The sequence below is a fragment of the Bradyrhizobium xenonodulans genome, assembly GCF_027594865.1.
In the GTDB taxonomy this organism is placed as follows: Bacteria; Pseudomonadota; Alphaproteobacteria; order Rhizobiales; family Xanthobacteraceae; genus Bradyrhizobium; species Bradyrhizobium xenonodulans.
In genome coordinates this window covers 6,309,241-6,334,803 of record NZ_CP089391.1, presented here as the reverse complement: position 1 = coordinate 6,334,803, position 25,563 = coordinate 6,309,241, and the positions used below count along the sequence as shown (strand labels likewise).

The 25,563-nt window shown below is 64.8% G+C and carries 28 protein-coding genes; 21 read left to right on the top strand and 7 right to left on the bottom strand.

The genetic code is table 11. From position 1 onward, the window contains the following. Positions 1-15 precede the first annotated feature (15 nt). The 4 genes from I3J27_RS30080 to I3J27_RS30065 all read left to right on the top strand — a co-directional run bounded on the left by I3J27_RS30080 (position 16) and on the right by I3J27_RS30065 (position 4,590). Positions 16-1,839: an ABC transporter permease gene (locus tag I3J27_RS30080; protein ID WP_270162499.1), complete on the top strand. Its 1,824-nt coding sequence runs from the start codon at positions 16-18 to the stop codon at positions 1,837-1,839. Beyond that, positions 1,839-2,684: an ABC transporter ATP-binding protein gene (locus I3J27_RS30075; protein ID WP_270162498.1), complete on the top strand. Its 846-nt coding sequence runs from the start codon at positions 1,839-1,841 to the stop codon at positions 2,682-2,684. The genes I3J27_RS30080 and I3J27_RS30075 overlap by 1 nt, the downstream gene beginning before the upstream one ends. Next, positions 2,681-3,421 (top strand): ABC transporter ATP-binding protein, encoded by a 741-nt coding sequence (locus tag I3J27_RS30070; protein WP_270162497.1) that lies wholly within the window; start codon positions 2,681-2,683, stop codon positions 3,419-3,421. The genes I3J27_RS30075 and I3J27_RS30070 overlap by 4 nt, the downstream gene beginning before the upstream one ends. Before the next feature lie 101 nt (positions 3,422-3,522). Beyond that, positions 3,523-4,590: a HoxN/HupN/NixA family nickel/cobalt transporter gene (locus I3J27_RS30065; RefSeq protein ID WP_270162496.1), complete on the top strand. Its 1,068-nt coding sequence runs from the start codon at positions 3,523-3,525 to the stop codon at positions 4,588-4,590. A 28-nt stretch (positions 4,591-4,618) separates the two neighbouring features. Here I3J27_RS30065 and I3J27_RS30060 read toward each other — a convergent pair whose 3' ends face one another. The 7 genes from I3J27_RS30060 to I3J27_RS30030 all read right to left on the bottom strand — a co-directional run bounded on the left by I3J27_RS30060 (position 4,619) and on the right by I3J27_RS30030 (position 13,081). Beyond that, positions 4,619-6,133 (bottom strand): helicase HerA domain-containing protein, encoded by a 1,515-nt coding sequence (locus I3J27_RS30060; protein WP_270162495.1) that lies wholly within the window; start codon positions 6,131-6,133, stop codon positions 4,619-4,621. Between the two features lie 274 nt (positions 6,134-6,407). After that, positions 6,408-7,472: a ketopantoate reductase family protein gene (locus I3J27_RS30055; RefSeq protein ID WP_270162494.1), complete on the bottom strand. Its 1,065-nt coding sequence runs from the start codon at positions 7,470-7,472 to the stop codon at positions 6,408-6,410. A 1,115-nt stretch (positions 7,473-8,587) separates the two neighbouring features. Beyond that, on the bottom strand, positions 8,588-9,235 hold the full coding sequence (locus I3J27_RS30050; protein WP_270162493.1) for a MarR family winged helix-turn-helix transcriptional regulator: 648 nt from the start codon (positions 9,233-9,235) through the stop codon (positions 8,588-8,590). A 630-nt stretch (positions 9,236-9,865) separates the two neighbouring features. Further along, entirely contained in the window at positions 9,866-10,171 is a 306-nt protein-coding gene (locus tag I3J27_RS30045) for a hypothetical protein (protein WP_270162492.1), read from the bottom strand. 3 nt (positions 10,172-10,174) lie between these two features. After that, positions 10,175-11,500 (bottom strand): flagellar protein export ATPase FliI, encoded by a 1,326-nt coding sequence (fliI, locus tag I3J27_RS30040; RefSeq protein ID WP_270162491.1) that lies wholly within the window; start codon positions 11,498-11,500, stop codon positions 10,175-10,177. Between the two features lie 48 nt (positions 11,501-11,548). Further along, positions 11,549-12,277, bottom strand: a complete 729-nt coding sequence (flgF, locus tag I3J27_RS30035) for a flagellar basal-body rod protein FlgF (RefSeq protein WP_270162490.1) — start codon at positions 12,275-12,277, stop codon at positions 11,549-11,551. Positions 12,278-12,280: 3 nt separating this feature from the next. Then, positions 12,281-13,081, bottom strand: a complete 801-nt coding sequence (locus I3J27_RS30030) for a DUF1217 domain-containing protein (protein WP_270162489.1) — start codon at positions 13,079-13,081, stop codon at positions 12,281-12,283. Between the two features lie 141 nt (positions 13,082-13,222). Here I3J27_RS30030 and motA point away from each other — a divergent pair, with 141 nt between their 5' ends. The 17 genes from motA to I3J27_RS29945 all read left to right on the top strand — a co-directional run bounded on the left by motA (position 13,223) and on the right by I3J27_RS29945 (position 25,543). Further along, positions 13,223-14,119, top strand: coding sequence for a flagellar motor stator protein MotA (gene motA / locus I3J27_RS30025; protein WP_270162488.1), 897 nt, complete (start codon positions 13,223-13,225; stop codon positions 14,117-14,119). Next, a complete protein-coding gene (locus I3J27_RS30020) occupies positions 14,116-15,051 on the top strand; it encodes a flagellar motor switch protein FliM (RefSeq protein WP_270162487.1) in 936 nt (311 codons plus the stop codon). Before motA ends, I3J27_RS30020 begins: the two co-directional genes overlap by 4 nt. Further along, positions 15,032-15,346, top strand: a complete 315-nt coding sequence (locus I3J27_RS30015; RefSeq protein ID WP_270162486.1) for a hypothetical protein — start codon at positions 15,032-15,034, stop codon at positions 15,344-15,346. Before I3J27_RS30020 ends, I3J27_RS30015 begins: the two co-directional genes overlap by 20 nt. A gap of 76 nt (positions 15,347-15,422) precedes the next feature. Beyond that, on the top strand, positions 15,423-15,806 hold the full coding sequence (gene fliN, locus I3J27_RS30010) for a flagellar motor switch protein FliN (protein ID WP_270162485.1): 384 nt from the start codon (positions 15,423-15,425) through the stop codon (positions 15,804-15,806). 2 nt (positions 15,807-15,808) lie between these two features. Beyond that, positions 15,809-16,849, top strand: coding sequence for a flagellar motor switch protein FliG (locus tag I3J27_RS30005; RefSeq protein ID WP_270162484.1), 1,041 nt, complete (start codon positions 15,809-15,811; stop codon positions 16,847-16,849). A gap of 13 nt (positions 16,850-16,862) precedes the next feature. Continuing rightward, positions 16,863-17,948, top strand: coding sequence for a flagellar biosynthesis protein FlhB (flhB, locus tag I3J27_RS30000; RefSeq protein ID WP_270162483.1), 1,086 nt, complete (start codon positions 16,863-16,865; stop codon positions 17,946-17,948). 64 nt (positions 17,949-18,012) lie between these two features. Beyond that, positions 18,013-18,414, top strand: a complete 402-nt coding sequence (gene flgB, locus I3J27_RS29995) for a flagellar basal body rod protein FlgB (protein ID WP_270162482.1) — start codon at positions 18,013-18,015, stop codon at positions 18,412-18,414. Positions 18,415-18,425: 11 nt separating this feature from the next. After that, positions 18,426-18,842, top strand: coding sequence for a flagellar basal body rod protein FlgC (gene flgC / locus I3J27_RS29990; RefSeq protein ID WP_270162481.1), 417 nt, complete (start codon positions 18,426-18,428; stop codon positions 18,840-18,842). A 2-nt stretch (positions 18,843-18,844) separates the two neighbouring features. Further along, the gene (gene fliE, locus I3J27_RS29985; protein ID WP_270162480.1) at positions 18,845-19,174 is read left to right on the top strand and encodes a flagellar hook-basal body complex protein FliE; all 330 of its coding nucleotides are present in this window, start codon (positions 18,845-18,847) and stop codon (positions 19,172-19,174) included. A gap of 18 nt (positions 19,175-19,192) precedes the next feature. Further along, on the top strand, positions 19,193-19,981 hold the full coding sequence (flgG, locus tag I3J27_RS29980) for a flagellar basal-body rod protein FlgG (protein WP_270162479.1): 789 nt from the start codon (positions 19,193-19,195) through the stop codon (positions 19,979-19,981). A 34-nt stretch (positions 19,982-20,015) separates the two neighbouring features. After that, positions 20,016-20,471: a flagellar basal body P-ring formation chaperone FlgA gene (gene flgA / locus I3J27_RS29975; protein WP_270162478.1), complete on the top strand. Its 456-nt coding sequence runs from the start codon at positions 20,016-20,018 to the stop codon at positions 20,469-20,471. Then, positions 20,468-21,598: a flagellar basal body P-ring protein FlgI gene (gene flgI, locus I3J27_RS29970; RefSeq protein WP_270162477.1), complete on the top strand. Its 1,131-nt coding sequence runs from the start codon at positions 20,468-20,470 to the stop codon at positions 21,596-21,598. Before flgA ends, flgI begins: the two co-directional genes overlap by 4 nt. A gap of 67 nt (positions 21,599-21,665) precedes the next feature. Further along, a complete protein-coding gene (locus tag I3J27_RS29965) occupies positions 21,666-22,430 on the top strand; it encodes a MotE family protein (protein ID WP_270162476.1) in 765 nt (254 codons plus the stop codon). After that, the gene (gene flgH, locus I3J27_RS29960) at positions 22,431-23,126 is read left to right on the top strand and encodes a flagellar basal body L-ring protein FlgH (protein WP_270162475.1); all 696 of its coding nucleotides are present in this window, start codon (positions 22,431-22,433) and stop codon (positions 23,124-23,126) included. Positions 23,127-23,168: 42 nt separating this feature from the next. Then, a complete protein-coding gene (locus I3J27_RS29955) occupies positions 23,169-23,612 on the top strand; it encodes a flagellar basal body-associated FliL family protein (protein ID WP_270162474.1) in 444 nt (147 codons plus the stop codon). Further along, on the top strand, positions 23,609-24,349 hold the full coding sequence (fliP, locus tag I3J27_RS29950) for a flagellar type III secretion system pore protein FliP (RefSeq protein WP_270162473.1): 741 nt from the start codon (positions 23,609-23,611) through the stop codon (positions 24,347-24,349). Before I3J27_RS29955 ends, fliP begins: the two co-directional genes overlap by 4 nt. A 264-nt stretch (positions 24,350-24,613) precedes the next feature. Then, positions 24,614-25,543 carry a flagellin N-terminal helical domain-containing protein gene (locus I3J27_RS29945; protein WP_270162472.1) on the top strand — a complete coding sequence of 310 codons (930 nt, stop codon included), beginning with the start codon at positions 24,614-24,616 and terminating at the stop codon, positions 25,541-25,543. Positions 25,544-25,563: the final 20 nt, after the last annotated feature.

The following is a 25,563-nucleotide window of genomic DNA, read 5'->3' as shown; positions in this document are numbered from 1 at the left end:
CGGTAGGAACGCTGCGTGTCTTCCTGGCTCGACTACACCATCAACGGGCTGATCGTCGGTAACGTCTACGCCCTCGTTGCGGTCGGGCTCGCGCTGATCTTCGGCGTCAGCCGGCTGATCAACTTTGCGCAAGGCTCGATCTACCTCGTCGGGGCCTATATCGGCTGGGTCGCGGTGGTGCAGCTGCATACGCCGCTGCCGCTCACCATCGTCGTGGTCGCGGTCGCCGCCGCGATCGTCGGGCTGATCATCGAGCGGTTCGGTCTGCGTCCGCTGCAGAACTCCGTGCGCATCGCGCCGTTGCTCGCGACCATCGGCATCAGCTTCGTGCTCGACCAGCTGGTGATGCTGACCTTCTCGCCCAACCCGCGGGCGCTACCGAGCCAGTTGCCGGATGTCCGCTTCCAGGTCGGTGGCGGCACCATCGGACCGCTGGATCTGCTCATCGCCGGCGTCGGCCTCACCAGCGCGCTCTTGCTGTTCGTGTTCCTGCGCTACTCCAAGCTCGGCTGGGCGGTGCGCGCCACCGCGCAGGACCGCGACGCCGCGATGCAGATGGGCGTCGATGTCAACCGGGTCAATCAGGCGGTGTTCGGCATTGCGGCGGCGCTCGGCGGCGTCTCCGGCATGCTGGTCGGCATGTACTACAACCAGATCGACACCGCGATGAGCCTTCAGGCGACGCTCAAGGGCGTCGTCGCCGAAGTCGTCGGCGGCGCCGGCAACGTGCCCGGCGCGGTCATCGGGAGCTTGTTGCTCGGACTGGTCGAAAGCTACGGCGTCGCCGTGTTCGGCACCAGCTATCGCAATCTGTTCGCATTCCTGCTGCTGGTCGTCGTGCTCGTGCTGCGCCCAAATGGCCTGTTCGCCAGCGCGCGGCAGGCGCCGCCCGAGCCTCTCACCGGCACCTTCATTGCGCCAAGCCGTCCCGTGCGCATCCCGCGCTGGGCCCTGCTTGCCGCGGCCGGGATCTTCGCGATCCTGCCGCTGTTCCCGGTATCGTTCTATGTGCTCCAGACCCTGATCAACGCCTGGCTGCTCGGCATGCTCGCGCTGAGCCTGACGCTGGTTGCGGGCACGATCGGTCAGGTCTCGCTCGGACATGCCGCGCTGCTCGCGATCGGCGCCTACACTTCCGCGCTGCTGTCGCTGACATTGAATGTGCCCGTTGGTCTCGCCATCATCGGCGGCGGCCTGATGAGCGCTGCGCTCGGCACTGCGCTGATCTCGCCGTCGTTCCGCCTGCGCGGACACTATGTCTCGATTGCCACGCTCGCCATCGGCGAGATCGTGTCGCTGGTGATCCTGAATTGGGAAAGCGTCACACGCGGCCCGATCGGCATCTCCGGCATTCCGCCGTTGTCGCTGTTCGGCTACGAGCTGATCAGCCCGACATCGATCTACTGGTTCAGTTTCATCGTGATGGTCGTACTGGCGCTGCTGCAGGGCCGGTTGCTCGGCTCCCATCTCGGCCGCAGCTTCCGCGCCATTCGCGACGACGACGTTGCCGCGCGTGCCTATGGCCTCAGCCTGAACCGCTACAAGTCGCTGGCCTTCATCTTCGGCGGCTTCGCCGCCGGCGTCAGCGGCGGCATCGCGGCGCATCTCTATTCCTACATCAACCATGAGACCTTCAACACACAGCAATCCATTCTGGCGCTGACGGTCGTGATCCTCGGCGGTCTCGGCAATGTCGTCGGGGCCATTGTTGGGGCTGTCGCGCTGGTCGGCCTGCCGGAAGTGTTCCGGATTGCGGCGGAGTACCGCATCCTGATCTACGGCATCGTGCTGCTGCTGCTCGTGCGGTTCAGGCCGCAGGGCCTGCTGGGGACGATCTGATGGCGGAGCAGTCCTCCATGCTGTCCCTGCGCGGGCTGACGCGCCGCTTCGGCGGCCTGACCGCGGTCAATGCCATCGATCTCGACCTCGCCAGAGGCGAGCTGATCAGCATCATCGGCCCGAACGGTGCCGGCAAGACCACGCTGTTCAATCTCGTGACCGGGCTCGACCGGCCGGATGCCGGCAACGTCCGGTTCGAAGGCCAGGACATCACGGGTCTTTCGCCTGAACGGCTGGCGGCCGAAGGCATCGCGCGCACCTTCCAGCTCGGCCGCGTCTTCGGCAATCTCAGTGTCATGGACAATGTTCTGATCGGCGCCCACACGCGGTTGCGCGCCGTGAAGCCGGCGGTGCCGGTGATCGGCCCACTGCTGGAGCTGGGCCTCGCACTGCTGCGCCCTTCAAGCGTCAAGGCCGAGGAGGAGCGGCTGCGTGAGGAGGTGAAAGCCATCTTGGCGCGGTTCGGCGAGCGGCTGCTGCCGCGGATCGACCAGCCCGCCTACAGCCTCTCCTATGCCAATCGCCGCCGCGTCGAGATCGCGCGCGCGCTCGCGCTCAAGCCGCGTCTCTTGCTGCTCGACGAGCCCACCGCCGGCATGAACCCGACCGAGACCGCGGAGATGCAAGGCCTCGTCGCCGAGCTGAAGGCGCAAGGGCTGACCATCCTCCTGATCGAGCACAAGCTGGAGATGGTGATGCGCCTCTCCGATCGCGTCATCGTCATGGACGAGGGCAAGAAGATCGCGGAGGGGCCGGGCGAAGACGTGCGTGTCGATCCCAAGGTGATTGAGGCCTATCTCGGCCACGGCCTGTCGGGGACGCCGGAGCCGGAGAGCGTGGCATGACGACAAGTACACACGAACCGCTGCTAGCGCTCTCGGACGTCAACACCTTCTACGGCCAGGCCCAGGTGCATTTCGACCTGTCGATCACGGTCGGTCGCGGCCACATCGTCTGCCTGCTCGGCGGTAATGCCAGCGGCAAGTCGACGACGATGAAGATCATCCTGGGCCTGGTGAAGCCGCGCTCGGGCGAGGTGACATTCGATGGCGCGTCGTTGATCGGGCTCACCACGCCGCAGATCGTCCGCCGCGGCATCGCCTCGGTACCGGAGGCGCGGCGGCTGTTCGCGGACATGAGCGTGCGCGAGAACATCCTGATGGGTGCCTTCGTGCGCAACGACCGCGACGCGGTGGCGCAGGATCTCGACAAGATGCTCACGCTGTTCCCGAAGCTCGGTCAGCGGCTGTCGCAGCGCGCCGGCTCGCTCTCCGGCGGCGAGCAGCAGATGGTCGCGATGGCGCGCGCGCTGATGAGCCGTCCGCGCATGATCGTGATGGACGAGCCGACCATGGGTCTGTCGCCGCTCTATGTCGACCGTGTGCTGGAGCTGATCCGTACTATCAACCAGGAAGGCGTGTCGGTGTTCATGGTCGAGCAGAACGCCAGCCTCGCGCTCGAGATCGCACACGAAGCCTATGTGCTCCAGACCGGCAAGATCGTGCTGTCAGGCCCGGCGAGGGCGCTGAAGGACGATCCCAGGGTGCGCGACGCCTATCTCGGTGGGTCTGAGGCGGCCTAGCTCTGCGCAAGACCCGTCCCGGTCGGCCGGAATTGCACTGGTCGGTGTGATCATTCTATGGAAAGATCATACCTGAGGCGCGGACGACGGGAACGGGTTGCGTGACGAGATGGTCTTTGCGGGCGGTCGAGCCCGGACTGCTGCTGCTGTTCGGCGGGCTCATCGCCGCCAACGTCGCTGCCTGGGCCTGGGCCTTCGCGGCATTCGGCGACCGCCCCACGGTGATGGCGACCGCGCTGCTGGCCTGGGTGTTCGGCCTCCGTCACGCCGTCGATGCCGACCACATCGCCGCGATCGACAATGTCGTGCGCAAGCTGATGCATGCGGGTGGCGGGCCGCGCGGCGTCGGTCTGTATTTCGCGCTGGGCCATTCCACGGTCGTCATGGTCGCGACCATGCTGCTTGCGCTCGGCGTGGTGAGTCTTGGCGGCGGCAGCCTGCTCAAGGACATCGGCGGCTTGATCGGCACCTCCGTGTCGGCGCTGTTTTTGCTAGTGATCGCGACGATCAATCTCGTCATCTTCGCCGGCCTGTGGCGGACGTTCCGCGCGGCGCGCGAGCAGGGCGTTCACGACGCCGAAGGTCTCGATGCACTGCTCGCCAATCGCGGAGTCCTGGCGCGGCTGCTCGGCCCGATGTTCCGCCTGGTGACAAAGCCGGGGCATATGTACCCTCTTGGCTTCCTGTTCGGCCTCGGCTTCGACACCGCGACCGAGATCGGCCTGCTCAGCATCTCCGCGAGCGAAGCTGTGCGCGGCGCATCGCTTGCCGATGTCATGGTCTTTCCCGCGCTGTTCGCAGCCGGCATGGCGCTGGTCGACACCGCCGATTCCGCGCTGATGGTCAGCGCCTATCGCTGGGCCTTCGTCGATCCCTTGCGCAAGCTCTGGTACAACCTCACCATCACCGGCGCCTCCCTCGCGGTCGCGCTGCTCATCGGCGGCATCGAGGCGTTCGGCCTGATCGCCGACCGGCTTGGTCTGACCGGCGGCGTATGGTCGCTGGTCGATGGCCTCAACGAGTCGCTCGCGAATGTCGGCTTGGTCGTGATCGCGCTGTTCGCGATCGCATGGCTGGTTTCGGTGGTGCTCTATCGCCGCATGTTTGCGGATGACGGGCGCCGTTCGCCGGATGCGCTCGTGGGCATCAATGCAACCGAGGCAATGTGAGTGACCTGCCCGTTCTAAATCCGCCGGCTCAGGCCGACGCCGCGCTCACGACCTGCTCCGCCGGCAGATCGTCGCCATTGGGATCGCCCGGCGCGGTCGCCCAGGCCAATTCCACCAGCGTCACGATCCGGCGGCCGCCGCCGTCGAGCTGGACGACGATCAGGCCCTGCTCCTCCATGTAGCCGAGCAGGCGTTGCGCCCGGCGCAGCGAATGCGAGCCATAGGCACGGGCGATCGCGGCATCGCCGGGACAGGGCCAGCCTTCCTTCGCGGCGCGCGCGATCATCATGAACACGCCCTGCATGTCGTCGGGCAGGATCGAGGCGCGCAGCGACACGTCCTGCCAGGCGTCGTCCTCGGCGAGATCGGTGCCGAGCCCGGCGCGCGCATGCGTCAGCATGCGGCGGAATTCGGTGAGGTCGGGCACGGCCGTCCCGAGCCCCTCGATGCGGCAGCGGACCACGAACTCCTGATAGAGCACGCCGACGGCACGGAAGCCGGCGTCGGGCGCGGCGAGCACGGCGCGCAAGGTGCGATCGACGCGCTCGCGCCGCTCTGCGAGCTTTTCGGCGCTGACAGGCACCTCGACCACTTCCGGCCGGATCTCCGGCGTGGCGGCCGCCTTTGCAGCGCGGAGCTGCTCGAGCAGATCAGGCGCGGGCCGGCGCTGCGGCCGGCTGGCATCGGGCGGCGGCGCGGCCAGGATCACGGCGCGCATATCCTCCATCGTGGATTCCGGCAGCGGCATCAGCCGCGGCGTCGAATTGCGCGCGTGAGTGTCGGTCGGGCCGATATGCAGACGCAACGGGCGTCGCGACAGCGCAGGTCCCAGCGCCATGAACTGTCCGCGTTCGAGATCGCGAAAGGATTCGGCCTGCCGCCGCTCCATGCCGAGCAGGTCGGCGGCGCGCGCCATGTCGATGTCGAGGAAGGTCCGGCCCATCAGGAAGTTGGAGGCTTCCGCCGCGACGTTCTTGGCGAGCTTGGCCAGGCGCTGGGTCGCGATGATGCCGGCAAGCCCGCGCTTGCGGCCGCGGCACATCAGATTGGTCATCGCGCCGAGCGAGAGCTTTCGCGCCTCGTCGGAGACTTCGCCGGCCACCGCTGGCGCGAACAGCTGCGCCTCGTCCACCACCACCAGCATCGGGTACCAATGGTCGCGGTCGACGTCGAACAGGCCGCCGAGGAACGCCGCCGCGCGCCGCATCTGGTTCTCGGCGTCGAGCCCTTCGAGATTGAGCACGGTGGAGACGCGATGCAGCCGCGCGCGCTCGCCGGCGACCTGAAGGCCGCGCTCGGTGTGGTCCTCGGCCTCGATCACCAGATGGCCAAAACGCTCGGCCAGCGTGACGAAGTCGCCTTCGGCGTCGATGATGGCCTGCTGCACCCAGGGCGCGCTCTGCTCCAGCAGCCGCCGCAAGAGATGTGACTTGCCGGAGCCCGAATTGCCCTGCACCAGGAGACGGGTCGCTAGGAGTTCCTCGAGGTCCATGGCCGCCGCGGCGCCCGCCGTGGTCTGCCCCATCTCGATCGCAACCGTCATGTCCCGACTCAAGTCCCCACCATTCGCGGACAGGGGCTTATCAACCCGGCCGCTGCGCGTCGAGCGCCACGGTGCGAATCACGATGTGTTGCCCACGGTGGATTCGACGGCCGTATAAGTGCGGGGCCGTAGGGGTTAGCGGATCGTCGTTCCCGCACATTGCCGCGGGGCGATTGAATGTAGCTCGAATCGAGCGCAGCGTAATCCGGGGCCGCTCGCCCGGTGGGGGCACCGTTCCCGGATCGCGCTGCGCTCCATCCGGGCTACGAGAGCGCTACTGCGCGCCCGATCCGCCCTGCACGATCTTCTCGTTCAGCTTGAAATCCACGGTCTCGACCGTGCGGTCGATCTCGGCATTGGGCGTACCGAGCTGATGCGAGATCAGCTTCACCAGGAGGTCCACGCGCTCGATGAAGGGCGCGCCGCTCGCCACCGCGCGTGCGGCCGAGGACGGCTTGAGCAGGCTCTCGGCGGCCTTGGCGTATTTCGCGAACGGCACCTGATCCTGCGGGTCGGCGCCGAGGCGGCGGGCGATCGCGTCGACATGATCGTAGATCGTCTGCGAGCGCTGGAGGTCGCCGTGCACGGCGTCGCGGATCGACTGCGGTTCGTTCGGTGTGATGCAGCGGTAATTGCCGGTCAGCAGCATCGACCATTTTGCCAGCGGCACGAACAGCGAATCGAACACTTTCAGCTTCACCGGCACGTCGTGGCCGTCGAGGGTGACCGCGTCGATGTCGGCTTCGAGCTCGCGCAGCAGCTTGTTGTGCGTCTCGTCGGCGAACACCGACGCCTTGAAGTTGGTGGGCAGGCCGACATGCAGCACATTCGCGGCTTCTTCCGGCGGACGGAAGGCCTGCGGGTCGGGCGAGCACAGCGTCACGAGGCCTGGCTCGAACCGCTCCCACACCTGCGCATTGGTGTAGGCCTCTTCCAGATCCATGCCGGCGAGCGAGGGAATCCGCTTGAGGTAAGGCAGCGGCGGCATGTTCATGATCGACAGGCAGGGCAGCTTCGCTGCGGCGATCTTGACCATGAGAACGCGCACGGTGTGGTTGGTGTATTGCGGCTCCTGCATCGCAAGGCCGACCATGTCGTAGCGGGAGAGGTCCACATTGGCGGGCGTCACCGCGTCGAGCTTGCCGGGCAGGTCGCGCGAGAAGATCGCCCGGTGCACCGCCTCGTCGCGCAGCTTGATGCGCACCTCGGTACCGTCGCGGTTGATCAGCTCGGCAGTCTTGGCACGGCAGACCAGGGTCACGTTGTGCCCTGCCATCAGCAGCTTCGTGCCCAGCAGGGAACCGTAGGAGGCCCCGAGAATCAATATGTTACGCGCCATGTTTCGTCCCGTGGAATGTCATGTGATTTTTGCGCCCCGGCCGTGGCCTGAGGGCGGGTTGGCGGCATGTAAAGCGAACTGCCGGGTGATGGCAACTGGGATAATGCATACAAGGGGACTCCGTAGCCCGGATTACGCTGCGCTCCATTCGGGCTGCGGGACCCTACCCGACGGGCAAAACACCCCGGATGCTGTCAATCCACTTTCGTAAAAATATTCCGCTTTACCGAAATTCGGATTTGTCGTATGTGTCGGCCATCCCGGCTCATCCTTGAGGGGCGATCATGTTGTCGTCACGATGCGCGAGCCGGGTTGCGGTGGACGCGGCAGCGTCGGCACGAGATGGTGCGGGCAGGGCGGGTAGTCCCTGTGAGCCCGAAACCGCGTGCGGATGAGCGGCGCTGTCAAGTTCGTCTCGTCCGTATTTCGATGGCTACGTGCACGATGCCGTCGAACCCTGCGGCGAAATGGCGAATGCGCGTACGGCAAAACCGTGTGGTCCTGGCCGTCGTTGCTACGGTCAAGTCTTCGCGAAGGTGCGAGCGAGCCCAACCGGGCAGACTGCATCATCAAATTCGCGGGGCGAGGGAGGCCAGAGGGAAAGTTCGGCTCCCGGGAGAGCACGGCATAAGCCGTCCGACCATCGCGCAGGGAAGGCCGAGTGATTGGCTACACCTGTATGCTGCTGTGCGGTTCTCTTGCGCACCATCTTCGCGCAGCGGACCGCGGGTGCGAGCTGGCACCCGGCCTTCCCTGCGCCCTCTTGGCTAAGAGAGGGGGGACCGACGAAACAAAGCTCGGGCGAAATGCGCCGCGAGGATGTGAAGGTGTGTCTGCGGCCCCGTCATCGCCCGGCTGGTGATGTTGAGTCGAACCGGACAAAGGGAGCCGTTCATGTCGGAGACTGGCTCGATGGGTTTGGACCTGGTGAAGAACGTTTTTCAGGTTCATGGCGATGTGGAAATTACGGATCCCGATCTCTCACCACCGCTGCTCGATGGCGAAGCCATCGTCGCCGGAGACGCACACCACCGCGAAATTTTACACAAGCTCCAGCCACTGCAATCGCGCGGAAATTGCGTGCGCGGTCGGGTTGCGCACCCCTTGTACCTGCTTTATCCTTGGCTCGCGACACGCGCGCGTTCGAAATGCCCCTCGATCTTCGGACGGTCGCGGGTGCGTTCGAAGCTGGTGCACAGCAGTTCCGTCTCCTCGAGGGAGACGGGAGCGCGATACAGCCGGCACATGAACTCGGCGCTTGCGCGCCCCTTTGCAGCGGACGGGCCGAAGCCGGGACTGCGTTCGGCGAGAAACATGCAGTCGCGGCAGACGCTGGCGTCGAGCCGCTGATGGGCCGTGTCGAGGTGATTGAGGATCTCGCGGAGCGAGTCGCGCAGCCTGATGCACTCGTCGGTGCCGAGCGACGTCACCGCATTCACGACGTGATTGATCGGGTCGTGCTGGCTCAGGCATTTCTCGCCTTGCGTGGTGACGTGGAGCACGACGGACCGCTTGTCCTCATGCGAGGGCTTTCGCACCAGGAAAGATCTGCTCTCCAGCGTCTTCACAATCTGCGACGCGGTGGCTCTGGTCGCGCCGATGAAGCCGGCGAGCGCCGACGGCGTGCGCGAGAATCTGTTGGCGCGGCCGAGAAAGCGCAGCGCCATCCATTCCCGGTCGCGCAACCCGTGCTGATTGCCTTCGAAATACCAGGCTCTGGCCGCCTGAACCAGCAGCTCGACGGCCTCGCGTGCCAACGGCATGAATTCCTACCTTGCTCCGGGTATCACGTCTGCGGCGCCCCGAAGTCGCCTTCCGCCGCTGCGCGCGCGTTCTTCGCGAGAAGCCGTACCACCTGCAACGTCCGACGCGTACGCCATGCCCGTCTCTCGCGCGAAAGCACGGGCTGCTCGGCACCCGACTTGGACCGATGGGTACTGCGAGATACGGCGCGAGAAGCAGTGTCGATGATGGTATGCCAATCGTGGCGTCGTCGAACGAAAGCCCGAATTGCCGTCACAGCCGGACGATGGATCGGAATTGTTCAACCGTAGCCCCTGAAGTTCAAGTCACACGCAGACGTTTCTTCTTCCATTGAAACGATGAATGAGCTTCTCAACAAAATCAAGTAGAGACGCTCTCGGAGACTGGATGTCGTTCGATGCGATTGTAATGTTCAAGACAATCTCGCTCGCCAAGACACATGATGGTGATCGCAATACTCAGCATAACAAGCTACTTGCGCACGATCAGGCTACAGATTGATTGCACGCATGTCGCTGTCTGCCGTTGATGCAAATTGATGGAAGCTTGTGCATGACGACGACGAGCAACGGCGCGTCGTCCACAACTTGTGCGATCCCTTGGAGAATCGTCGAGGGAACTCGTAAGGATTACACGTGGCGGTTGTTGTGGCGATGACGTGTCCGGCGGACTGTTTTCGTCTCGGAGGCGCGATCCTCCATCGAACGGGGGATTCGCGCGCCCGATCGAAACGGCGGTGGCAACGGATGCGCATGCGCCGGAAGCGTGGCGGCATGCGTGATCGGCTGTCGCAATAATGAAATAATGAGCAGGGCGCCGATGGGATTTCGTCCCGCTGGCGCGTTTTCGAGCAAAGTGGATCCCGCTTCGCGTGAAGAAAACGCGTCAAACAAGAAACCTGGAGCTTCGGTTCTGATTCGATCAGAACCGATCATGCTCTACTCGCCCTTGAGCATGTCTCGCAACTCGCGGAACGGATCGGCGCTTGGCGCGGCCAACATGTCTTGCCGCATCGCGCTGTAGATTCGCGGAACCAGGTCGACGGCCTGGTCGAGGCCCGAATCACGTCCCGACTGATATCCGCCCATCAGGCGAAGGTCGCGCGTGTCCTCGTACTTGGCGATCATGGTGCGCAGCTTGCTCACCAGTTCGCGTTCTTCGGGGTCCCAGACGTTGTGGGCGAGACGGGAAACCGAGGCCAGAACGTCGACGGCAGGATAGCGCGCCTGGTCGGCGATGTGCCTCGAGAGCACGATGTGCCCATCGAGTGTGCTGCGGATGGTGTCGGCGATCGGCTCGTTGTGGTCGTCGCCATCGACCAGCACGGAGAAAATGCCGGTGATCGTGCCGGATCCCTCCTCGCCGGGGCCGGCGCGCTCCAGGAGGCGGGGCAGGTCGGTGAAGACCGTCGGTGCATAACCGCGCGCCACCGCGGGCTCGCCGGCGGCAAGGGCAACCTCGCGGGCGGCGTGGGCGAAACGGGTGATCGAATCGACCACCAGCAGGACTGATTCGCCCCGGTCGCGGAAATATTCGGCGACCGCCATGGCGGTCTTCGGCGCCAGCCGCCGCATCATCGGGCTTTCATCTCCCGTCGATACGATGGTGACGGCGCGGCTCCGGTTGGCGCCAAGCACGTCCTCGATGAATTCGCGTACCTCGCGGCCGCGTTCGCCGACGAGCGCCAGCACGACGGTGTCAAAGCCCTGGCTGCGGGCCAGCATCGCAAGCAGCGTCGACTTGCCGACGCCGGAGCCGGCAAAGATGCCGACGCGCTGGCCGGCGCAAATCGGGGCGAACAGGTCGATCACGCGTACGCCGGTGCGCAGCGGCTTGTGGACGCGCGCGCGCTTCATGGCCGAAGGTGCCTCGGCTTCCGCCGAGACGGTGCGCGATCCCGGCGTGAGCGGACCTTGCCCGTCCAGCGGTGCGCCGAGCGCGTTGATGACGCGGCCCTTCCAGCTCGGATCGGGCGCAAAGGACAAGGGCGGCATCCGGTAGGCGACCGAGCCGAGGCCGCCGGCGAATTGCCGGTCGAACGGCTTGGCGATGATGCCCTCGCTGTCGATCCGCACCACCTCGCCGATCTGCGGCTTGCCGCCGGAGTTGACGCCGATCAGTTCACCAAGCCTGACGAAGCGCGACAGGCCGGAGACGCGGAAATGCGTCGGCGCGATCTCGGAGATCGCGCCGCTGACGCTGGCCAGGGGAGTGCTCTGCTGAAGCTCCAGCAGCGCCCACTCGAGTTGCCGAAGAGCGTTCAAGGAAACCGTCCACCATCAATGCGCACGCGGCGCAGTCTATTTGCAAGTCTATTTGCCCGGCTCGCCCAGCGTCCGGATTGCGTTCTGGAGCGAGCTCTCGGTGCCCTCGATCATCGAATTGGTGCCGTCGAAGGCGCGCGAGGCCGCGATCAGCTTGGTCAATTCCATCATCGGATTGGCGCCGGAGCCCTCGACATAGCCCTGCTTGAAGCCGTCGCGGGAGAAATCGGCGATGGCGGTCGCGGGCCGGTCGGGCGTCACGCCGGAATTGCCGTAGCGGTCGAGACTGGCGTCGGCCGGAATGTTGAACAGCCCGATGGAACCGATCTCGTTGTTGTCCTGGGTGATCGCGCCGCTGCGCGCGATCGAGATCGGTCCGCCGTTCGGGTCGAGCGTGATCTGCGCGCCGCCGGCATCGATGACGGGGAAGCCGGACACCGTCTGGAGATCGCCGTTGGGGGCGATCTGGAGGCGGCCGTCGCGCGTATAGACCGTGCCGTTCGGGCCGGCGAAGGCGATCCAGCCCTGTCCGACCACCGCGACGTCGAGCGGATTGCCGCTCTCGGTGATGCTGCCCTGCTCGCGCGAGATGATGTTGTCGCCGGGCGAGGAGAACGCGACCGGGTTCGCGCCCGCCTTGGACAGCACGGTCTCGAACTTCACGACGTCGGTGCGGAACGCCGCCGTATTCACGTTGGCGACGTTGTTGGCGATCGTCTGGAGGCGCTTTTCGAGGGCGACCTGGGCCGACAATCCCACATAGAGAGCCGATTGCATGACTTACCTGTTGAACTTGATGTTCTGAAGTGTCGTGAGCACGTTGGTATCCATGCTGATCGAGGTCGAGGCACCGGCGATCAGGACCAGCGCGGGATTGGTCGAGGTGCCGTTGTTGATGTCGTTCTGGGCCTGGGTCGCATCCCACATCGCCGCGAAGCGCTGCACGAATTTGGTGACCTTGGCCGGGTCCTGGAAATCGGTGAGCTTGATCTTGCTCGAGATCATCTTGGCCTGGGCATCGATGTCGGCCGCGCTGATCGTCGACGGCAGGCCAAGCGCGGTCTGAACCACCTGCGTCAGCGCCTTGTCGGCGAGGATCTGGTAGGCCGTGGTGACGGTGGAGGCCTTGCGGGTGAAATAGAGCGCCAGCCGCAGGCCCTCGTTCTGATCTCCGGCCTTCTGCTCCATCGTCTGCGTGACGTATTGGGTTGCCACGCCGGTCGTGGCCGCGGTGGTCTGGGTTGCCTGGTCGCCGAGGGCGGCGAAATTGAAGGCGGTGGCGAATTCCCGATAGCGGGTGTCGGTCAGCTTGTTGGCGAAGCTCTTGGTGTCGGTGACGCCCTCGGTCAGCACCTTGCGCATGAACGCCTTGGCATAGGTCATGTCGCTGAGACCAAAGGCCTTCATTGCGTAGGAGTAGAGGCGATAGTCCTTCAGGAAATCGTCGATGGTCTTCACGTTGCCGATATGGCCGAGGAAATAATCCGTCTCGCGGCTGACATCCGGCTGCGTCGCGACCTGCGTCAGCGACTTGCCCATGTCGTTGGTCAGCCTGGTGTAGTCCGCGATGGTGGATAGCATGGCACGCGCCCCTCTGGCCGCTCTTGCGACCTCCCTCAAGCTGCCGCGAAATGCTTGCGCGGGGCTGGCGACCGCGAAGCCAGCTTCGCGCAAGCGTCGCCGACTAGATATTCCCGGTGGGATTGGCGATGGAGCGGCGCGTTGGGCAGTTTCGTGGGGATTTTCATCACGGTGGCGGCACTGCTCGGCGGTTTTGCCGCCATGGGCGGGCATCTGGCCGTGCTCATGCAGCCGTGGGAGTTCGTGATCATCATGGGCACCGCGGTCGGCACCTTCATCGTGGCCAATCCGTGGAAAACGGTCGTGGACACCGGGGTGGCCTGCATGCAGGCCATCACCGGCGCCGTGCCGGGTGAGCGCTATTACCTCGATCTGCTCGGAGCGCTCCACGCCCTGATGCGCGAGCTGCGGGGCAAGGGCCGCAACGAGGTCGAGGCGCATATCGACGATCCCGCGTCCTCGGAAATCTTCAAGGCGTTCCCGAGCGTGCTCGGCGACCCGCCGCTGCTCCAATTCATCTGCGACTATGTCCGCCTCATCATCATGGGCAATGCGCGTACCCACGAGATCGAAGCGCTGATGGACGAAGAGATCCACACCATCGTGAAGGCCAAGCTCGCCCCCTACAATTCGATAGTGGTCGTGTCCGAGGCGCTGCCGGCGCTCGGCATCGTCGCCGCCGTGCTCGGCGTGATCAAGGCCATGGGCGCACTCGACCAGTCGCCGAAGCTGCTCGGCGGCTTCATCGGCGCGGCGCTCGTCGGTACCTTTGCCGGCATCTTCCTGTCCTACGGCGTCCTTTCGCCCTTTGCGATCAAGATCAAGATGACGCGCGAGAAGCGATGCCGGCCCTACATCATCGTCAAGCAGACGCTGCTGGCATTCATGAACGGCGCCATGCCGCAGATCGCCGTCGAGCACGGCCGAAAGATGATCGCGAGCAGTGAGCGGCCCTCGATCGATGTCGTCGAGAACGAGACGATTGCAGGTCCCAAGGCCGTCGTCGCCGAGGCTGAACCGAAGGCGGCACGCGCATGATGATGGAAGACGTCGACCAGCGCAAGCAACTGCCGAACTATCTGCTGGACGCTGCCGGCATATCGATCGAGCGCATGCCGATGCTCAATGTGATCTTCGATCGCATGGCGGCATCGTGCACCGACAGCCTGCAGCCGATGGCCGGAACGCCCTGCTACTTCTCGGTCAACGGCATCACCAACGACCCGCTTGGCGACATCATCAAGGACTACGAGGGCAACGCGGTTGCCGCCGTGCTCTATGCCGAGCAGTGGGACTCGCGCGTCATCATCATGCTGGACCGCGACTTCGTGTTCACGATGGTCGAGGCGATGTTCGGCTCCGATGGCGCCGAGCCGCCGCTCGATGTGGAGCGCACCTTCTCGAACATCGAGATCCGGCTGGTCCAGGCGCTGTTCGAGCGGTTCGCCAAGGCGCTGCAAGGCGCCTTCGCCGGCACGTCCAACGTCACCTTCCGGGTCGAGAGGGTCGAGACGGCCATGGCGTCGCTGGCGATCGGGCGCGCCAGCAACATGTCGATCTGCGCGAACATGATGGTGCAGGCGCTCTATCGCGGCGGGCAGATGTTCCTGATCATTCCGCACTCTGCGCTCAACCCGCTGCGCCAGAAGCTCGCGCACGTCGTCGTCAGCGACGGTCGCGCGGCCGATCCGCGCTGGCGCGAGCAGATGGAGAGCGAGGTTCATCGCACCGAGGTCACGCTGAGCGCGGTGCTCGACGAGAAGATGATATCCCTCGACGACGTCGTGAAATTCCATGTCGGACAGGTGCTCGAGCTCGAGGCGACGCCGCGCACGCTGGCCCGGCTCGAGAGCAACAATCAGGTGCTGTTCTGGTGTCAGATCGGTCAGCTGGATGGCTATTACGCCATGCAGGTGGCAGATCCCGTCGATCAGAAACGGGAGTTCGTCGATGATATCCTATCTCGTTGATGCCGTGCTGTTGATTGCGCTGGCCTTCACCAGCATGCGGGTGACGCGGATGCACCGCGAGCTGGCACGGCTGCGCAGCTACCAGGGCGAGTTCTCGACCATCGTCCACGAGACGGCGGGCGCCTTCGATACGGTCATCACCGCGGCGCATGATTCCACCGCAAATCTGGGCCGGCTCGCCAACGTGCTGAGCACGAAGATCGACCAGGCCCACGAGGCGATCGCGGCGCTCGATGCGCGCAGCGGACTCCAATCGGCTGCGGTCGCGAGCGGTGTTGACGTGAACAAGCATTGAAGCCGGGACTGGCGGAACAGATACGATCGGAGCGTCGCGGCGCTCCGGCAGCCGAAATACCAAGAGGCGATACCAAATGGCGCAATCCTTCGACTACGACTCTGTCACCCAGACCCCCGACGAGGGGCACACCGATGCGTCTCCGCTGGAGCGGCTGGCGGAGATCGCCGCGCGCACCGCGGAGGAAACCGGCAAGTTCGCCAATGTCGATGCCATCCTGCGCATTCCCGTCACCATGCAGGTCGTGCTGGGATCTGCGACCATTCCGGTCGCAAACCTGATGAAGCTCGGTCGCGGCGCGGTGGTTCCGCTGGATCACCGCGTCGGCGAGCCCGTCGACGTCGTGGTCAACGGCCGCGTCGTCGCGCGCGGCGAGGTGGTCGTCGTCGAAGAGGACAATTCCCGCTTCGGCGTCTCGCTCACGGAGATCGTCGGACCGCTGGGGCAGGGTGATACCTGACCATGGCGGCACAGGTCGGTATCGCGCCCATCAAGCAGCGAGGCGTTGCCACGCTGGGTGGAACGGAAAAGGTCGCGGCACTCCTGCTGGCCATGGGCCGGCAGGCGGCCGCGAGCGTGCTCTCGCAGTTCGAGCCGCAGGATATCCGCATCGTCACCAAGGCTGCGGCCGAGCTGCGGCCGATCACCGCACAGGAACTCGAGTCGATCGTCGAGGAGTTCGCCCAGCAGTTTTCGATGGGCGCCAACATCCTCGGCACCATCGGTGGCCTGGAAGCCGTGCTCGGCGACGTGCTTCCCGCCGACCAGGTCTCGGCGATCATGTCGGACCTGCTCGGCAATTCGAGCCGGTCGGTGTGGGACCGTGTCTCGTCGGTGTCGGAAAATTCACTGGCGACCTACCTGTCCAAGGAGCATCCGCAGACCGCAGCCCTGATCCTGTCCAAGGTCAAGCCGTCCTGCGCCGCCAAGGTGATGAGCCAGCTGCCCTCGAGCCTGCGCAACGAGCTGATGCGGCGCGTACTCAGCCTCAAGCCGATCGTCGACGACGCCATGAAGGTCCTCGAGAAGACGCTGCACGAGGATCTGACGCTGAACTTCGCCCGCAACCTCGGCGCGGACACCTACGCCCGCGTCGCCGACATCATCAACAAGATGGAGCGCGGCCACATCGAGGACATGCTGAAGAGCCTGTCGGAGAAGCGGCCGAAATCGGCCGAAGTGCTGAAGGAGCTTCTGTTCACCTTCGACGACGTCATCCACCTGACGCCGAAGGCGCGCACCATGATCTTCGACCAGGTGCCGACCGATCGCATCGTCGTCGCGTTGAAGGGAACCGACAAGCATTTCCGCGAAACGATCCTGACTTCGGTCGCCTCGCGCGTCCGCCGCGTCGTCGAGCACGAGCTCGCGATCGGCGAGCCGTCGAACCAGCGCGACGTGCTGGAGGCGCGCCGCGTCATCACCGACCTCGCACTCGACCTCGCGGAGAAGGGTGAAATCGAGCTCAACCCCGACCAGGAGGATGAGCTGGTCTTCCGCTGACCGCTGAACGGGCATGGCAGAAACATCCGATCAGGAGAGCAGGACAGAAGAGCCGACCGAGAAGAAAGTCCGCGATTCGCTCGAACAGGGCAAAATCCCGGTCTCTCGGGAGGCATCCATCTTTGCCTCGATGGCGGCGCTGATGGTGATCATGTCGTTCCTGATCGGCCAGGGCGTGCAGCAATTGACGCCGACGCTGAAGAGCCTGCTCGACGATCCCGAAGGCTTCCCGCTCGGCAACGGCGCGGACGCGCAGAACCTGCTCACGGTGGTGGGGCTCCAGGCGCTGCGATTCCTGGTGCCGCTCGTCGTCATCCTGGCGGTGTTCGGTCTCGCCGCATCGCTGCTGCAAAATGCGCCGCGCCTGGTGCTGACCCGTATCCAGCCGGACCTGTCGCGAATCTCTCCGATCAGCGGCTGGAGCCGGCTGTTCGGAACGCAGGGGCTCGTGGAGTTCGCCAAATCTCTGTTCAAGCTTGTCTCGGTGACGGTCGTCGTCGTCTTCGTGCTGCGCTCGTCGGAAGCGAGGGCGTTCGAGGCGATGTACACCGATCCGGTCGCACTGCCGGAGATGATTCTCAGCATTGCGATGCGGATCGTCTCGGCGATCTGTATCGCCACCATCGTCCTGGTCGCGATCGATCTGGCCTGGTCGCGCTTCCACTGGCGGCGCGAGCTGCGCATGACCAAGCAGGAGATCAAGGACGAGCACAAGCAGGCGGAGGGCGATCCGCTGATCAAGGCACGCCTGCGCTCGCTGGCGCGCGACCGCTCGCGCCAGCGCATGATCGCCTCCGCCTCGCGCGCGACGCTGGTGATCGCGAACCCGACGCACTTTGCGATCGCGCTGCGCTACAAGCGCGAGGAGAACGCAGCGCCCATGGTCGTCGCCAAGGGCATGGACGTGATCGCGCTGAAGATCCGCGAAGTCGCGGAGCAGAACCGGATCCCGGTGATCGAGAACAAGGCGCTGGCGCGCGCGCTCTACGAGGCGGTCCAGGTCGATCAGGTGATTCCGGCGGAGTTCTTCCGCCCCGTCGCCGAGATCATCTACTTCCTCCAGTCCAAGCAGGCGCCGCGCTCCGAGAAGGTTCAGTAGATTTCCGAGGATGGCGTCTCGCGCATCAGCCTGACGAAAGCTTGCAGCCCTAAGCTTCTTTCCAATGGATCATAACGGGGCTGCCGTGGGACCGCTTTATCTCTTCGAACTCGCATCGTCGCAGGCGCGGTATCTCGAACTTCGTCAGTCGACCATCGCGACCAACGTCGCCAACGCCAACACGCCGGGCTTCAAGGCGCGCGACGTCGAGCCCTTCAACAAGGTGCTCGACGGCATGCCGGTCAGGCTTGCGACGACATCGCCCTCGCATATGCAATTGTCCGCAGCCGAGACCGACACGAGAAAGACCGCGAAGAAGGACAGCTGGGAAGTCGTTCATTCCGGCAACTCCGTCAGCCTCGAGCAGGAAATGATCAAGGGCAGCGACGTCAGTCGCGACTATTCGATGAACTCGGCGATCGTGCGGTCGTTCCACCGCATGGTGTTGTCGAGCGCGAAGAGCTGAGGTGAATTGACATGCTGGACTCCCTGCAGGCGTCATTGACGGTCGCGAGCTCCGGGCTCGAATCGCAGTCGACGCGCATGCGCATCGTTTCGGAAAACCTCGCCAACGCGACGTCGACGGGGCGTGTCGCCGGTGCCGATCCCTATCAGCGCAAGACCATCACCTTCGATGCCGCCATGGACCGCGCCTCGGGCGCGCAGCTTGCGAAGGTCAAGGAGATCGGGGTCGACACCACGCCGTACCGCGTGGAGTACGATCCGGGGCATCCCGCCGCCGACAAGGCCGGCTACGTCAAGCTGCCGAACGTCAACATGATGATCGAGATGGCGGACATGCGCGAAGTCAACCGGTCCTATGAGGCCAATCTCCAGGTCGTGAAACAGGTGAGGTCGATGCTCGGCATGACCATCGACCTGCTGAGGAGCTGACAATGCTTGAGGCGATTTCATCCACCGCGATTTCCGCCGGCCAGGCCGCATCCCGCGCGACCGAAGCGCAGGCCATCGCGCCGACGGCGCCGACCGCGATCCAGTCCACCGACGACGTCGGATTCGAATCCGTGATGAAGCAGGTGACGACGGACGCGATCGGCACGCTGAAGACGGGCGAAGCTGCGTCGATCTCGGCGATGCAGGGCAAGGAATCGACCCGGCGCGTCGTGGAGGCGCTGATGTCGGCCGAGCAGGCCTTGCAGACGGCGGTCGCGGTTCGCGACAAGGTCGTGCAGGCCTACCAGGAAGTCGTTCGGATGTCGATTTGATCTGAAGGAGTGACGTAAGTGAAATCGCTCGCCATTGCGGCTACGGGCATGAACGCCCAGCAGACCAACATCGAAGTCATCGCCAACAACATCGCCAACATCAACTCGACGTCGTACAAGCGTGCGCGTGCGGAATTCACCGATCTGTTCTACCAGATGGACCGCATGCAGGGCGTCGCGAACGTCAACGGCTCCTCGCCGATTCCGGAAGGTTCCAATCTCGGCCTCGGCGTCAAGTCGGCGGCGATCCGCAAGCTGCACATCCAGGGCGCGCTGACGCAGACCGGCAATCCCTACGACCTCGCGATCAACGGCCGCGGCTGGTTTCAGGTGCTCGGCCCGAACAACGAGGTGCAATACACTCGCGCGGGCTCGTTCAACACCAATGCCAACGGCCAGCTCGTCACGATCGACGGCTATCTGCTGGATCCCGCCATCACCGTGCCGCAGGGAACGGTTCAGGTCACGGTCAACCAGACCGGCCAGATGTTTGCCAAGCTGGACACGGAAATCAACCCGCGGCAGATCGGCCAGCTCAACCTCGCCAACTTCGCCAACGAAGCGGGTCTCGAGCCGCTCGGCAGCAACCTCTATCGCGAGACCACGGCGTCCGGCACGCCGGTCGTCGGACTGCCGGGCGATTCCGGCTACGGCAAGATCAATCAGCAATATCTCGAAGCCTCGAACGTCGACCCGGTGAAGGAAATCACCGAGTTGATCTCGGCGCAGCGTGCCTACGAAATGAATGCCAAGGTCATTCAGGCCTCGGATGAAATGGCCTCGACGGTCTCGAAGGGCATGCGCTAGTTCCGGTGTCTCGATGTTGAACAGGATGGGCTTGATGGTGCGCGGGTTGGCCGCCGTGCTGCTGGTTCTCGTCGCGGCGCGCGGCGCTGCGGCCGAGGAGAAGCGGCTTCCGGTGCCGGCCGTGTCGATCCGCGCCGGCGAGCTGATCCGGGACGACATGATCACGGAACGCGCCTTCGCGCCGAACGTGCTCGGCGTTGCCATGTTCATCGAGGCACGGCAGGTTCTGGTCGGCCGCATGGCGCGACGCGCATTGCTGCCGGGCCAGCCGATCCCGTCCAATTCGGTGGAGGATCCCTGGACCATTGCGCGCGGCGCCATGGTCAAGGTCGTGGTGGAAGACAGCGGCCTGTCGATCGTCACTTACGGCGCCGCGATGCAGTCCGGCGCGGCCGGGGCGCTCATTCCGGTGCGAAACACCGACACCGGCGTGATCATCCGGGGCGTCGTCCAGCCGGACGGTACCGTCAAGGTCGTGGACGGATCATGACCAGAGTCCTGCTTGCGCTTATCCTGCTGGTTTCCGCCGCCAGCGCCCAGGCCGCCGTCCGCATCAAGGACATCGCGGACATCAAGGGACTGCGCGAAAACCAGATCGTCGGCTATGGCCTCGTCATCGGCCTGAACGGCACCGGCGACACGCTTCGCAACGCCCCGTTCACGGAGCAGTCCCTGCAATCGATGCTCGAGAACATGGGCATCAATGTCAGGAACGAGACCACCAGCACCAACAACCCCCCGCGTCCGACGACGCTGCGCACGCGCAACGTCGCGGCGGTGATGGTGACCGCGGATCTGCAACCGTCGATCGGTGCGGGCGAGCGCATGGACGTAACCGTGTCGTCGCTCGGCGATGCGACCTCGCTGCTCGGCGGCACACTGGTGATGACGTCGCTGCGCGCGGCGGACGGTGCCGTCTACGCGGTGGCGCAAGGCGCGGTCACGGTCGCCGGTTACAGTGTGGGAGGGCAGGCGCAGAACGTCAGCCAGGGCACGCCGACGGCGGGCAGGATCCCGAACGGTGCGCTGGTCGAGCGCGAGGTGCAGGGAAGCCTCCACGAGATGGAATTCCTGGTGCTGGAGCTCAAGAATCCCGATTTCGTCACCGCAACGCGCATCCTCGATGCGATCAACCGTTACGCCGGCGGCCGTTATCGCGCGCAGATCGCCTTCGAGCGGGATTACCGCACCATCGTGCTGTCGAAGCCGCGCCACATCGGTCCGGTCCGTTTCCTCGCCGAAATCGGCGAGCTGACGGTCGAGCCGGACACGCCGGCGCGGGTGGTGATCAACGAGCGCACCGGCACCGTGGTGATCGGGCGCGACGTGCGGATATCGACCGTTGCCGTGACGCACGGCAATCTGACGGTCCGTGTCACGGAGATGCCCGTGGTGTCGCAGCCAGCGCCGTTCTCGCAGGGAAAGACGGTCGTCGTTCCCCAGACCATCGTCGAAGCCAACGAGGCCGGATCGCAGGTGGCGATCCTGAGCGGCGTCGATCTTCAGCGCCTGGTGCGCGGGCTGAACCAGATCGGCCTGAAACCATCGGGCATCATCGCGATCCTCCAGGCGATCAAAACGGCTGGCGCCCTCCAGGCCGACGTCATCGTGCAATGATGCACAAGCGTCGTGCAAGCTTGGTCGCTCAATGCTCAGGTCTCGACCGAGAATCGCACGCGGCCCGATGCTGAAGCTGGATCACAAAGCCAAACTCCTCCTCCTGGTCGCGGCCTCCGCGCTCGGATGCGCGTCGCCCGTGCTGGCGCTGGACGAGGCCAGGCCGTCGAGGCCGCTCAACCTGCTGTCCTTTGCGCGCGCCCGCGCGCCTGGACCGCAGAAGCCGGCGTCGCCGATACCGGGCGACAATGCGTCGATCCGGGCGACGGCGTGGGCCGCCGAAGATTCGGGACCCGCGATCACGGGTGCCGTGCCTGCTCCCGAGAAGCCTGCGCCGACGCCCGCCGCGGCGCCTGTGCGCCCGGCCAAGCCCGGCACCGTCACGGTGCCGCCGAAGCCCGCCGCACCTGCACAGGCTGCCGTACCTGCGGACAACGAGGTCGCCCTGTTCTGTAGCAATGTGTCCGATCCGGCCGTCGATTCGCGGCTGGCGTGGCAGCTCAAGGAGCTGGAGAAGGCCGAGAGCCAGCTCCGCGAGCGGATCGCCGAGGTCGAGGCCAAGCGCGCCGAATACGAGAAGTGGATGGCGCTGCGCGACGACTTCCTGAAGAAGGCCGAAGCGCAGGTCGTCGAGATCTATTCGCGCATGAAGCCGGACGCCGCCGCGACCCAGATCGCCGGCATGGCGGACGAGACCGCCGCAGCCGTGCTCGCCAAGCTCAGCCCGAGGAGCTCGAGCGCGATCTTCAACGAGATGGAAACGGCACGTGCGGCGCACCTCGCCGATCTGCTCGGCGGCATGCGTCGCGTGGATGACGGAAAGACCAAATAGATGAAGAATCTGATCCTCATCCCGTTGCTGTTCTCGCTTGCCGGATGCGTCAACGATCCGGCCGAGGTCCTGACTGGTCCGCGCTTATCGCCGGTCGGGAGCGGCTTGCGGACGCAGGCCGATCCGATTCCCGTGACGCCACGCTTGCGCTCGCCCGTCAGCTATCGCTCGACCTGGGACGACGGCACCGACCTCTACCGCGATCCCCGCGCCAGACGCACCGGCGACGTCGTGACGGTGATCATCTCGATGCAGGACAAAGCCAAGCTCGACAACAAGACCGACCGCTCGCGCGATTCGCAGATCAAGTTCGGCCTCGACTGGCTGATGGATGTGGCGGGATGGCAGGACAAGGGCTCGACCAGCGCCAATCTCAACACCAACACCCAGATCAAGGGCAACGGCCAGATCGACCGCACCGAGGACATCAAGCTGTCGATCGCCGCCGTCGTCACCGACGTGTTGCCGAACGGCAATATGATGATCAGCGGCTCGCAGGAGTTCAAGGTCAACACGGAGATGCGGGTGCTCAACGTCGGCGGCATCGTGCGCCCGCGCGATATCTCGCGCACCAATACCATCTCCTACGAGAAGATCGCCGAGGCGCGCGTGTCCTATGGTGGTCGTGGAAATCTGTCTGACGTGCAGCAGCCTGGATGGGGACATCGGATCTATGACGCCGTGGCACCATTCTGAGGGCGGCGCAGGCCGGGCCGCGCCGCGAGGGCAGGGGACGTGATGCGCCTGATTGCGGCCATTGTGGTGCTGACCCTGATCGCGATTGGTGCAGGCGCGGTCGCCGGCCTGCATCTGTTCGCGGCGGCAGAACGCGTCGCCGATGCGAAGAAGAGCGCAGCGCCGCCGCCCGTTGCCTCGAGCTACGCCGGCAGTGCGCGGCTCCGAAAACTGTCCCCGATCGTGACCAATCTCGCCGCGCCGGCCAACAACTGGGCGCGTGTCGAGGCTTCCATGGTGACCGAGAGCATGAGCGACGAGGATGCCGGCATCCTGGCCGCGCACATCAGCGAGGACATCGTGACCTATCTGCGGTCGGCATCGGTCGGCCAGTTCGAGGGATCGCGCGGGCTCCAGCACCTGCGCGACGACCTCGCCGAGCGCGCCAATATCCGATCCTCGGGCAAGGTGCGCGAATTGATCATTGAGACGTTGGTGATTCAGTGAGAGTGAGGGTCCTGCTGCTCGCGCTGGTTCTGGTCGTGCTGCCCGAGGTGGCGCTGGCCCAGATTCCGGACCTCAACTCGCTGCTGCCGCCGGGCAACGGCTCCACCAGCGGCCGGATCATCCAGCTGATGGCGCTGATCACGGTGCTGTCGGTGGCGCCGGGACTGCTGATCATGGTGACGAGCTTCACGCGATTTGCGGTGGCGCTGTCGTTCCTGCGTGCCGGCCTCGGCCTCCAGACCACGCCGGCCAATCTGGTGTTGATCAGTCTCGCGCTGTTCATGACCTTCTACGTGATGGCGCCGACCTTCGACCGGGCCTGGGAAACCGGCGTCCAGCCGCTGATGAAGAACGAGATTTCGGAGGAAGAGGCCTATCTGAAGATCACCGATCCGTTCCGCGAGTTCATGCTGGCCCATGTCCGCGACAAGGATCTTCAGACCTTCGAGGCGCTGGCCGCCGAGAGCTTCCGCAGGAAGTTCGACGACAAGCGCATCGACATGCGCGTCATCATTCCGGCCTTCATGATCTCCGAACTCAGGCGTTCGTTCGAGATCGGATTTCTCATCATCCTGCCGTTCCTCGTCATCGACATGATCGTGGCGACGCTGACCATGTCGATGGGCATGATGATGATGCCGCCGACGATCCTGGCGCTGCCGTTCAAGATGCTGTTCTTCGTGCTGATCGACGGTTGGAATCTGCTCGCCTCCGGACTGGTGCGGTCGTTCTCGTAGGCGCGGCGGCCGCTGGCCGACTGGTTATGGTTAGCGGGACGTAGCGGTTTATGGTTAGCGTGGACTAATGTTAACCATATGATTTTGCTACGAAATTCAAGGCGATCTTAATCCGGAAGCAAGATTCGGCGTGCTAGCAATGCGGCACGGCGGATTGGACCCTACCCACATCGGTCCAAAGGCATGATGCCGCCCCTCCGTACCGGTGAAAGCCCGGTATGTCCCCTCGTGAAAATGTAACGCGTACATAAAGGGACATTTGCAATGTCAAGCCTGCTTACGAACTCGTCCGCCATGACCGCGCTCCAGACCCTGCGGTCTGTCAGCTCGCAGCTCTCCACCACGCAGACCCGGATCTCGACCGGCCAGCGTGTCTCGACCGCTTCGGACAACGCCGCCTACTGGTCGATCGCAACCTCGATGCGCTCCGACAACGCCGCGCTCTCCGCGGTGTCCGACTCGCTCGGTCTGTCGGCTGCGACGGTCGACACCGAATACACCGCTCTGACCTCGGTCATCGGCGACAAGGACTCCGGTCTGACCAAGCTCCAGGCGCTGCTGGTCGAAGCCAAGACGGCCGGTATCGACCGCGCCAAGATCCAGGCGGACGTCACCCAGATCCAGCAGGATATGAACCTGAAGGCCAACTCGGCGACCTTCAACGGCATCAACTGGCTGAACATCGACACCTCGGCCTCGACCACGGCCACGCCGGCGACCTTCAAGCTGGTGTCGTCGTACTCCCGCGTCGGCGGCACGCCGACCATTGGTTCGATCACGGTGACGACCGCCGACTACGCGCTCTACACCACCGGCGGCGCATCCAACACCGGCATCCTGGACAAGCAGACCTCCGGCGTGTCGGTTTCCAACATGGCCATCGGCACGCTGACCGACTCGGCGGCCGACCAGACCACGCTCGATGGCTACATCGCGCAGGTCACCACTGCGATCAACTCGGTGGCCTCGGCCGCCGCCAATCTCGGTGCCGTCAAGAACCGCCTCGCGACCAACACGGAATTCGTGAAGTCGCTGATGGACTCGGTTGACCGCGGTGTCGGCCAGCTCGTCGACGCCGACATGAACCAGGAGTCCACCCGTTTGGCGGCCCTCCAGGTCCAGCAGCAGCTCGGTGTTCAGGCGCTCTCGATCGCCAACAACAACAGCCAGAGCATCCTGTCGCTGTTCCGCTAAGCCTCAAAACCATCGGGGGA

What these genes read in the sequence shown, in the direction of transcription:
- I3J27_RS30075 (WP_270162498.1), top strand. Translation starts at nt 1,839, where the DNA reads ATGGCGGAGCAGTCCTCCATGCTGTCCCTGCGCGGGCTGACGCGCCGC.
- I3J27_RS30070 (WP_270162497.1), top strand. Translation starts at nt 2,681, where the DNA reads ATGACGACAAGTACACACGAACCGCTGCTAGCGCTCTCGGACGTCAAC.
- I3J27_RS30060 (WP_270162495.1), bottom strand. Translation starts at nt 6,133, where the DNA reads ATGACGGTTGCGATCGAGATGGGGCAGACCACGGCGGGCGCCGCGGCG.
- I3J27_RS30055 (WP_270162494.1), bottom strand. Translation starts at nt 7,472, where the DNA reads ATGGCGCGTAACATATTGATTCTCGGGGCCTCCTACGGTTCCCTGCTG.
- I3J27_RS30050 (WP_270162493.1), bottom strand. Translation starts at nt 9,235, where the DNA reads ATGCCGTTGGCACGCGAGGCCGTCGAGCTGCTGGTTCAGGCGGCCAGA.
- I3J27_RS30045 (WP_270162492.1), bottom strand. Translation starts at nt 10,171, where the DNA reads ATGATCGGTTCTGATCGAATCAGAACCGAAGCTCCAGGTTTCTTGTTT.
- flgF (WP_270162490.1), bottom strand. Translation starts at nt 12,277, where the DNA reads ATGCAATCGGCTCTCTATGTGGGATTGTCGGCCCAGGTCGCCCTCGAA.
- I3J27_RS30030 (WP_270162489.1), bottom strand. Translation starts at nt 13,081, where the DNA reads ATGCTATCCACCATCGCGGACTACACCAGGCTGACCAACGACATGGGC.
- I3J27_RS30020 (WP_270162487.1), top strand. Translation starts at nt 14,116, where the DNA reads ATGATGATGGAAGACGTCGACCAGCGCAAGCAACTGCCGAACTATCTG.
- I3J27_RS30015 (WP_270162486.1), top strand. Translation starts at nt 15,032, where the DNA reads ATGATATCCTATCTCGTTGATGCCGTGCTGTTGATTGCGCTGGCCTTC.
- fliN (WP_270162485.1), top strand. Translation starts at nt 15,423, where the DNA reads ATGGCGCAATCCTTCGACTACGACTCTGTCACCCAGACCCCCGACGAG.
- I3J27_RS30005 (WP_270162484.1), top strand. Translation starts at nt 15,809, where the DNA reads ATGGCGGCACAGGTCGGTATCGCGCCCATCAAGCAGCGAGGCGTTGCC.
- flhB (WP_270162483.1), top strand. Translation starts at nt 16,863, where the DNA reads ATGGCAGAAACATCCGATCAGGAGAGCAGGACAGAAGAGCCGACCGAG.
- flgB (WP_270162482.1), top strand. Translation starts at nt 18,013, where the DNA reads ATGGATCATAACGGGGCTGCCGTGGGACCGCTTTATCTCTTCGAACTC.
- flgC (WP_270162481.1), top strand. Translation starts at nt 18,426, where the DNA reads ATGCTGGACTCCCTGCAGGCGTCATTGACGGTCGCGAGCTCCGGGCTC.
- fliE (WP_270162480.1), top strand. Translation starts at nt 18,845, where the DNA reads ATGCTTGAGGCGATTTCATCCACCGCGATTTCCGCCGGCCAGGCCGCA.
- flgA (WP_270162478.1), top strand. Translation starts at nt 20,016, where the DNA reads ATGGTGCGCGGGTTGGCCGCCGTGCTGCTGGTTCTCGTCGCGGCGCGC.
- flgI (WP_270162477.1), top strand. Translation starts at nt 20,468, where the DNA reads ATGACCAGAGTCCTGCTTGCGCTTATCCTGCTGGTTTCCGCCGCCAGC.
- I3J27_RS29965 (WP_270162476.1), top strand. Translation starts at nt 21,666, where the DNA reads ATGCTGAAGCTGGATCACAAAGCCAAACTCCTCCTCCTGGTCGCGGCC.
- flgH (WP_270162475.1), top strand. Translation starts at nt 22,431, where the DNA reads ATGAAGAATCTGATCCTCATCCCGTTGCTGTTCTCGCTTGCCGGATGC.
- I3J27_RS29955 (WP_270162474.1), top strand. Translation starts at nt 23,169, where the DNA reads ATGCGCCTGATTGCGGCCATTGTGGTGCTGACCCTGATCGCGATTGGT.
- I3J27_RS29945 (WP_270162472.1), top strand. Translation starts at nt 24,614, where the DNA reads ATGTCAAGCCTGCTTACGAACTCGTCCGCCATGACCGCGCTCCAGACC.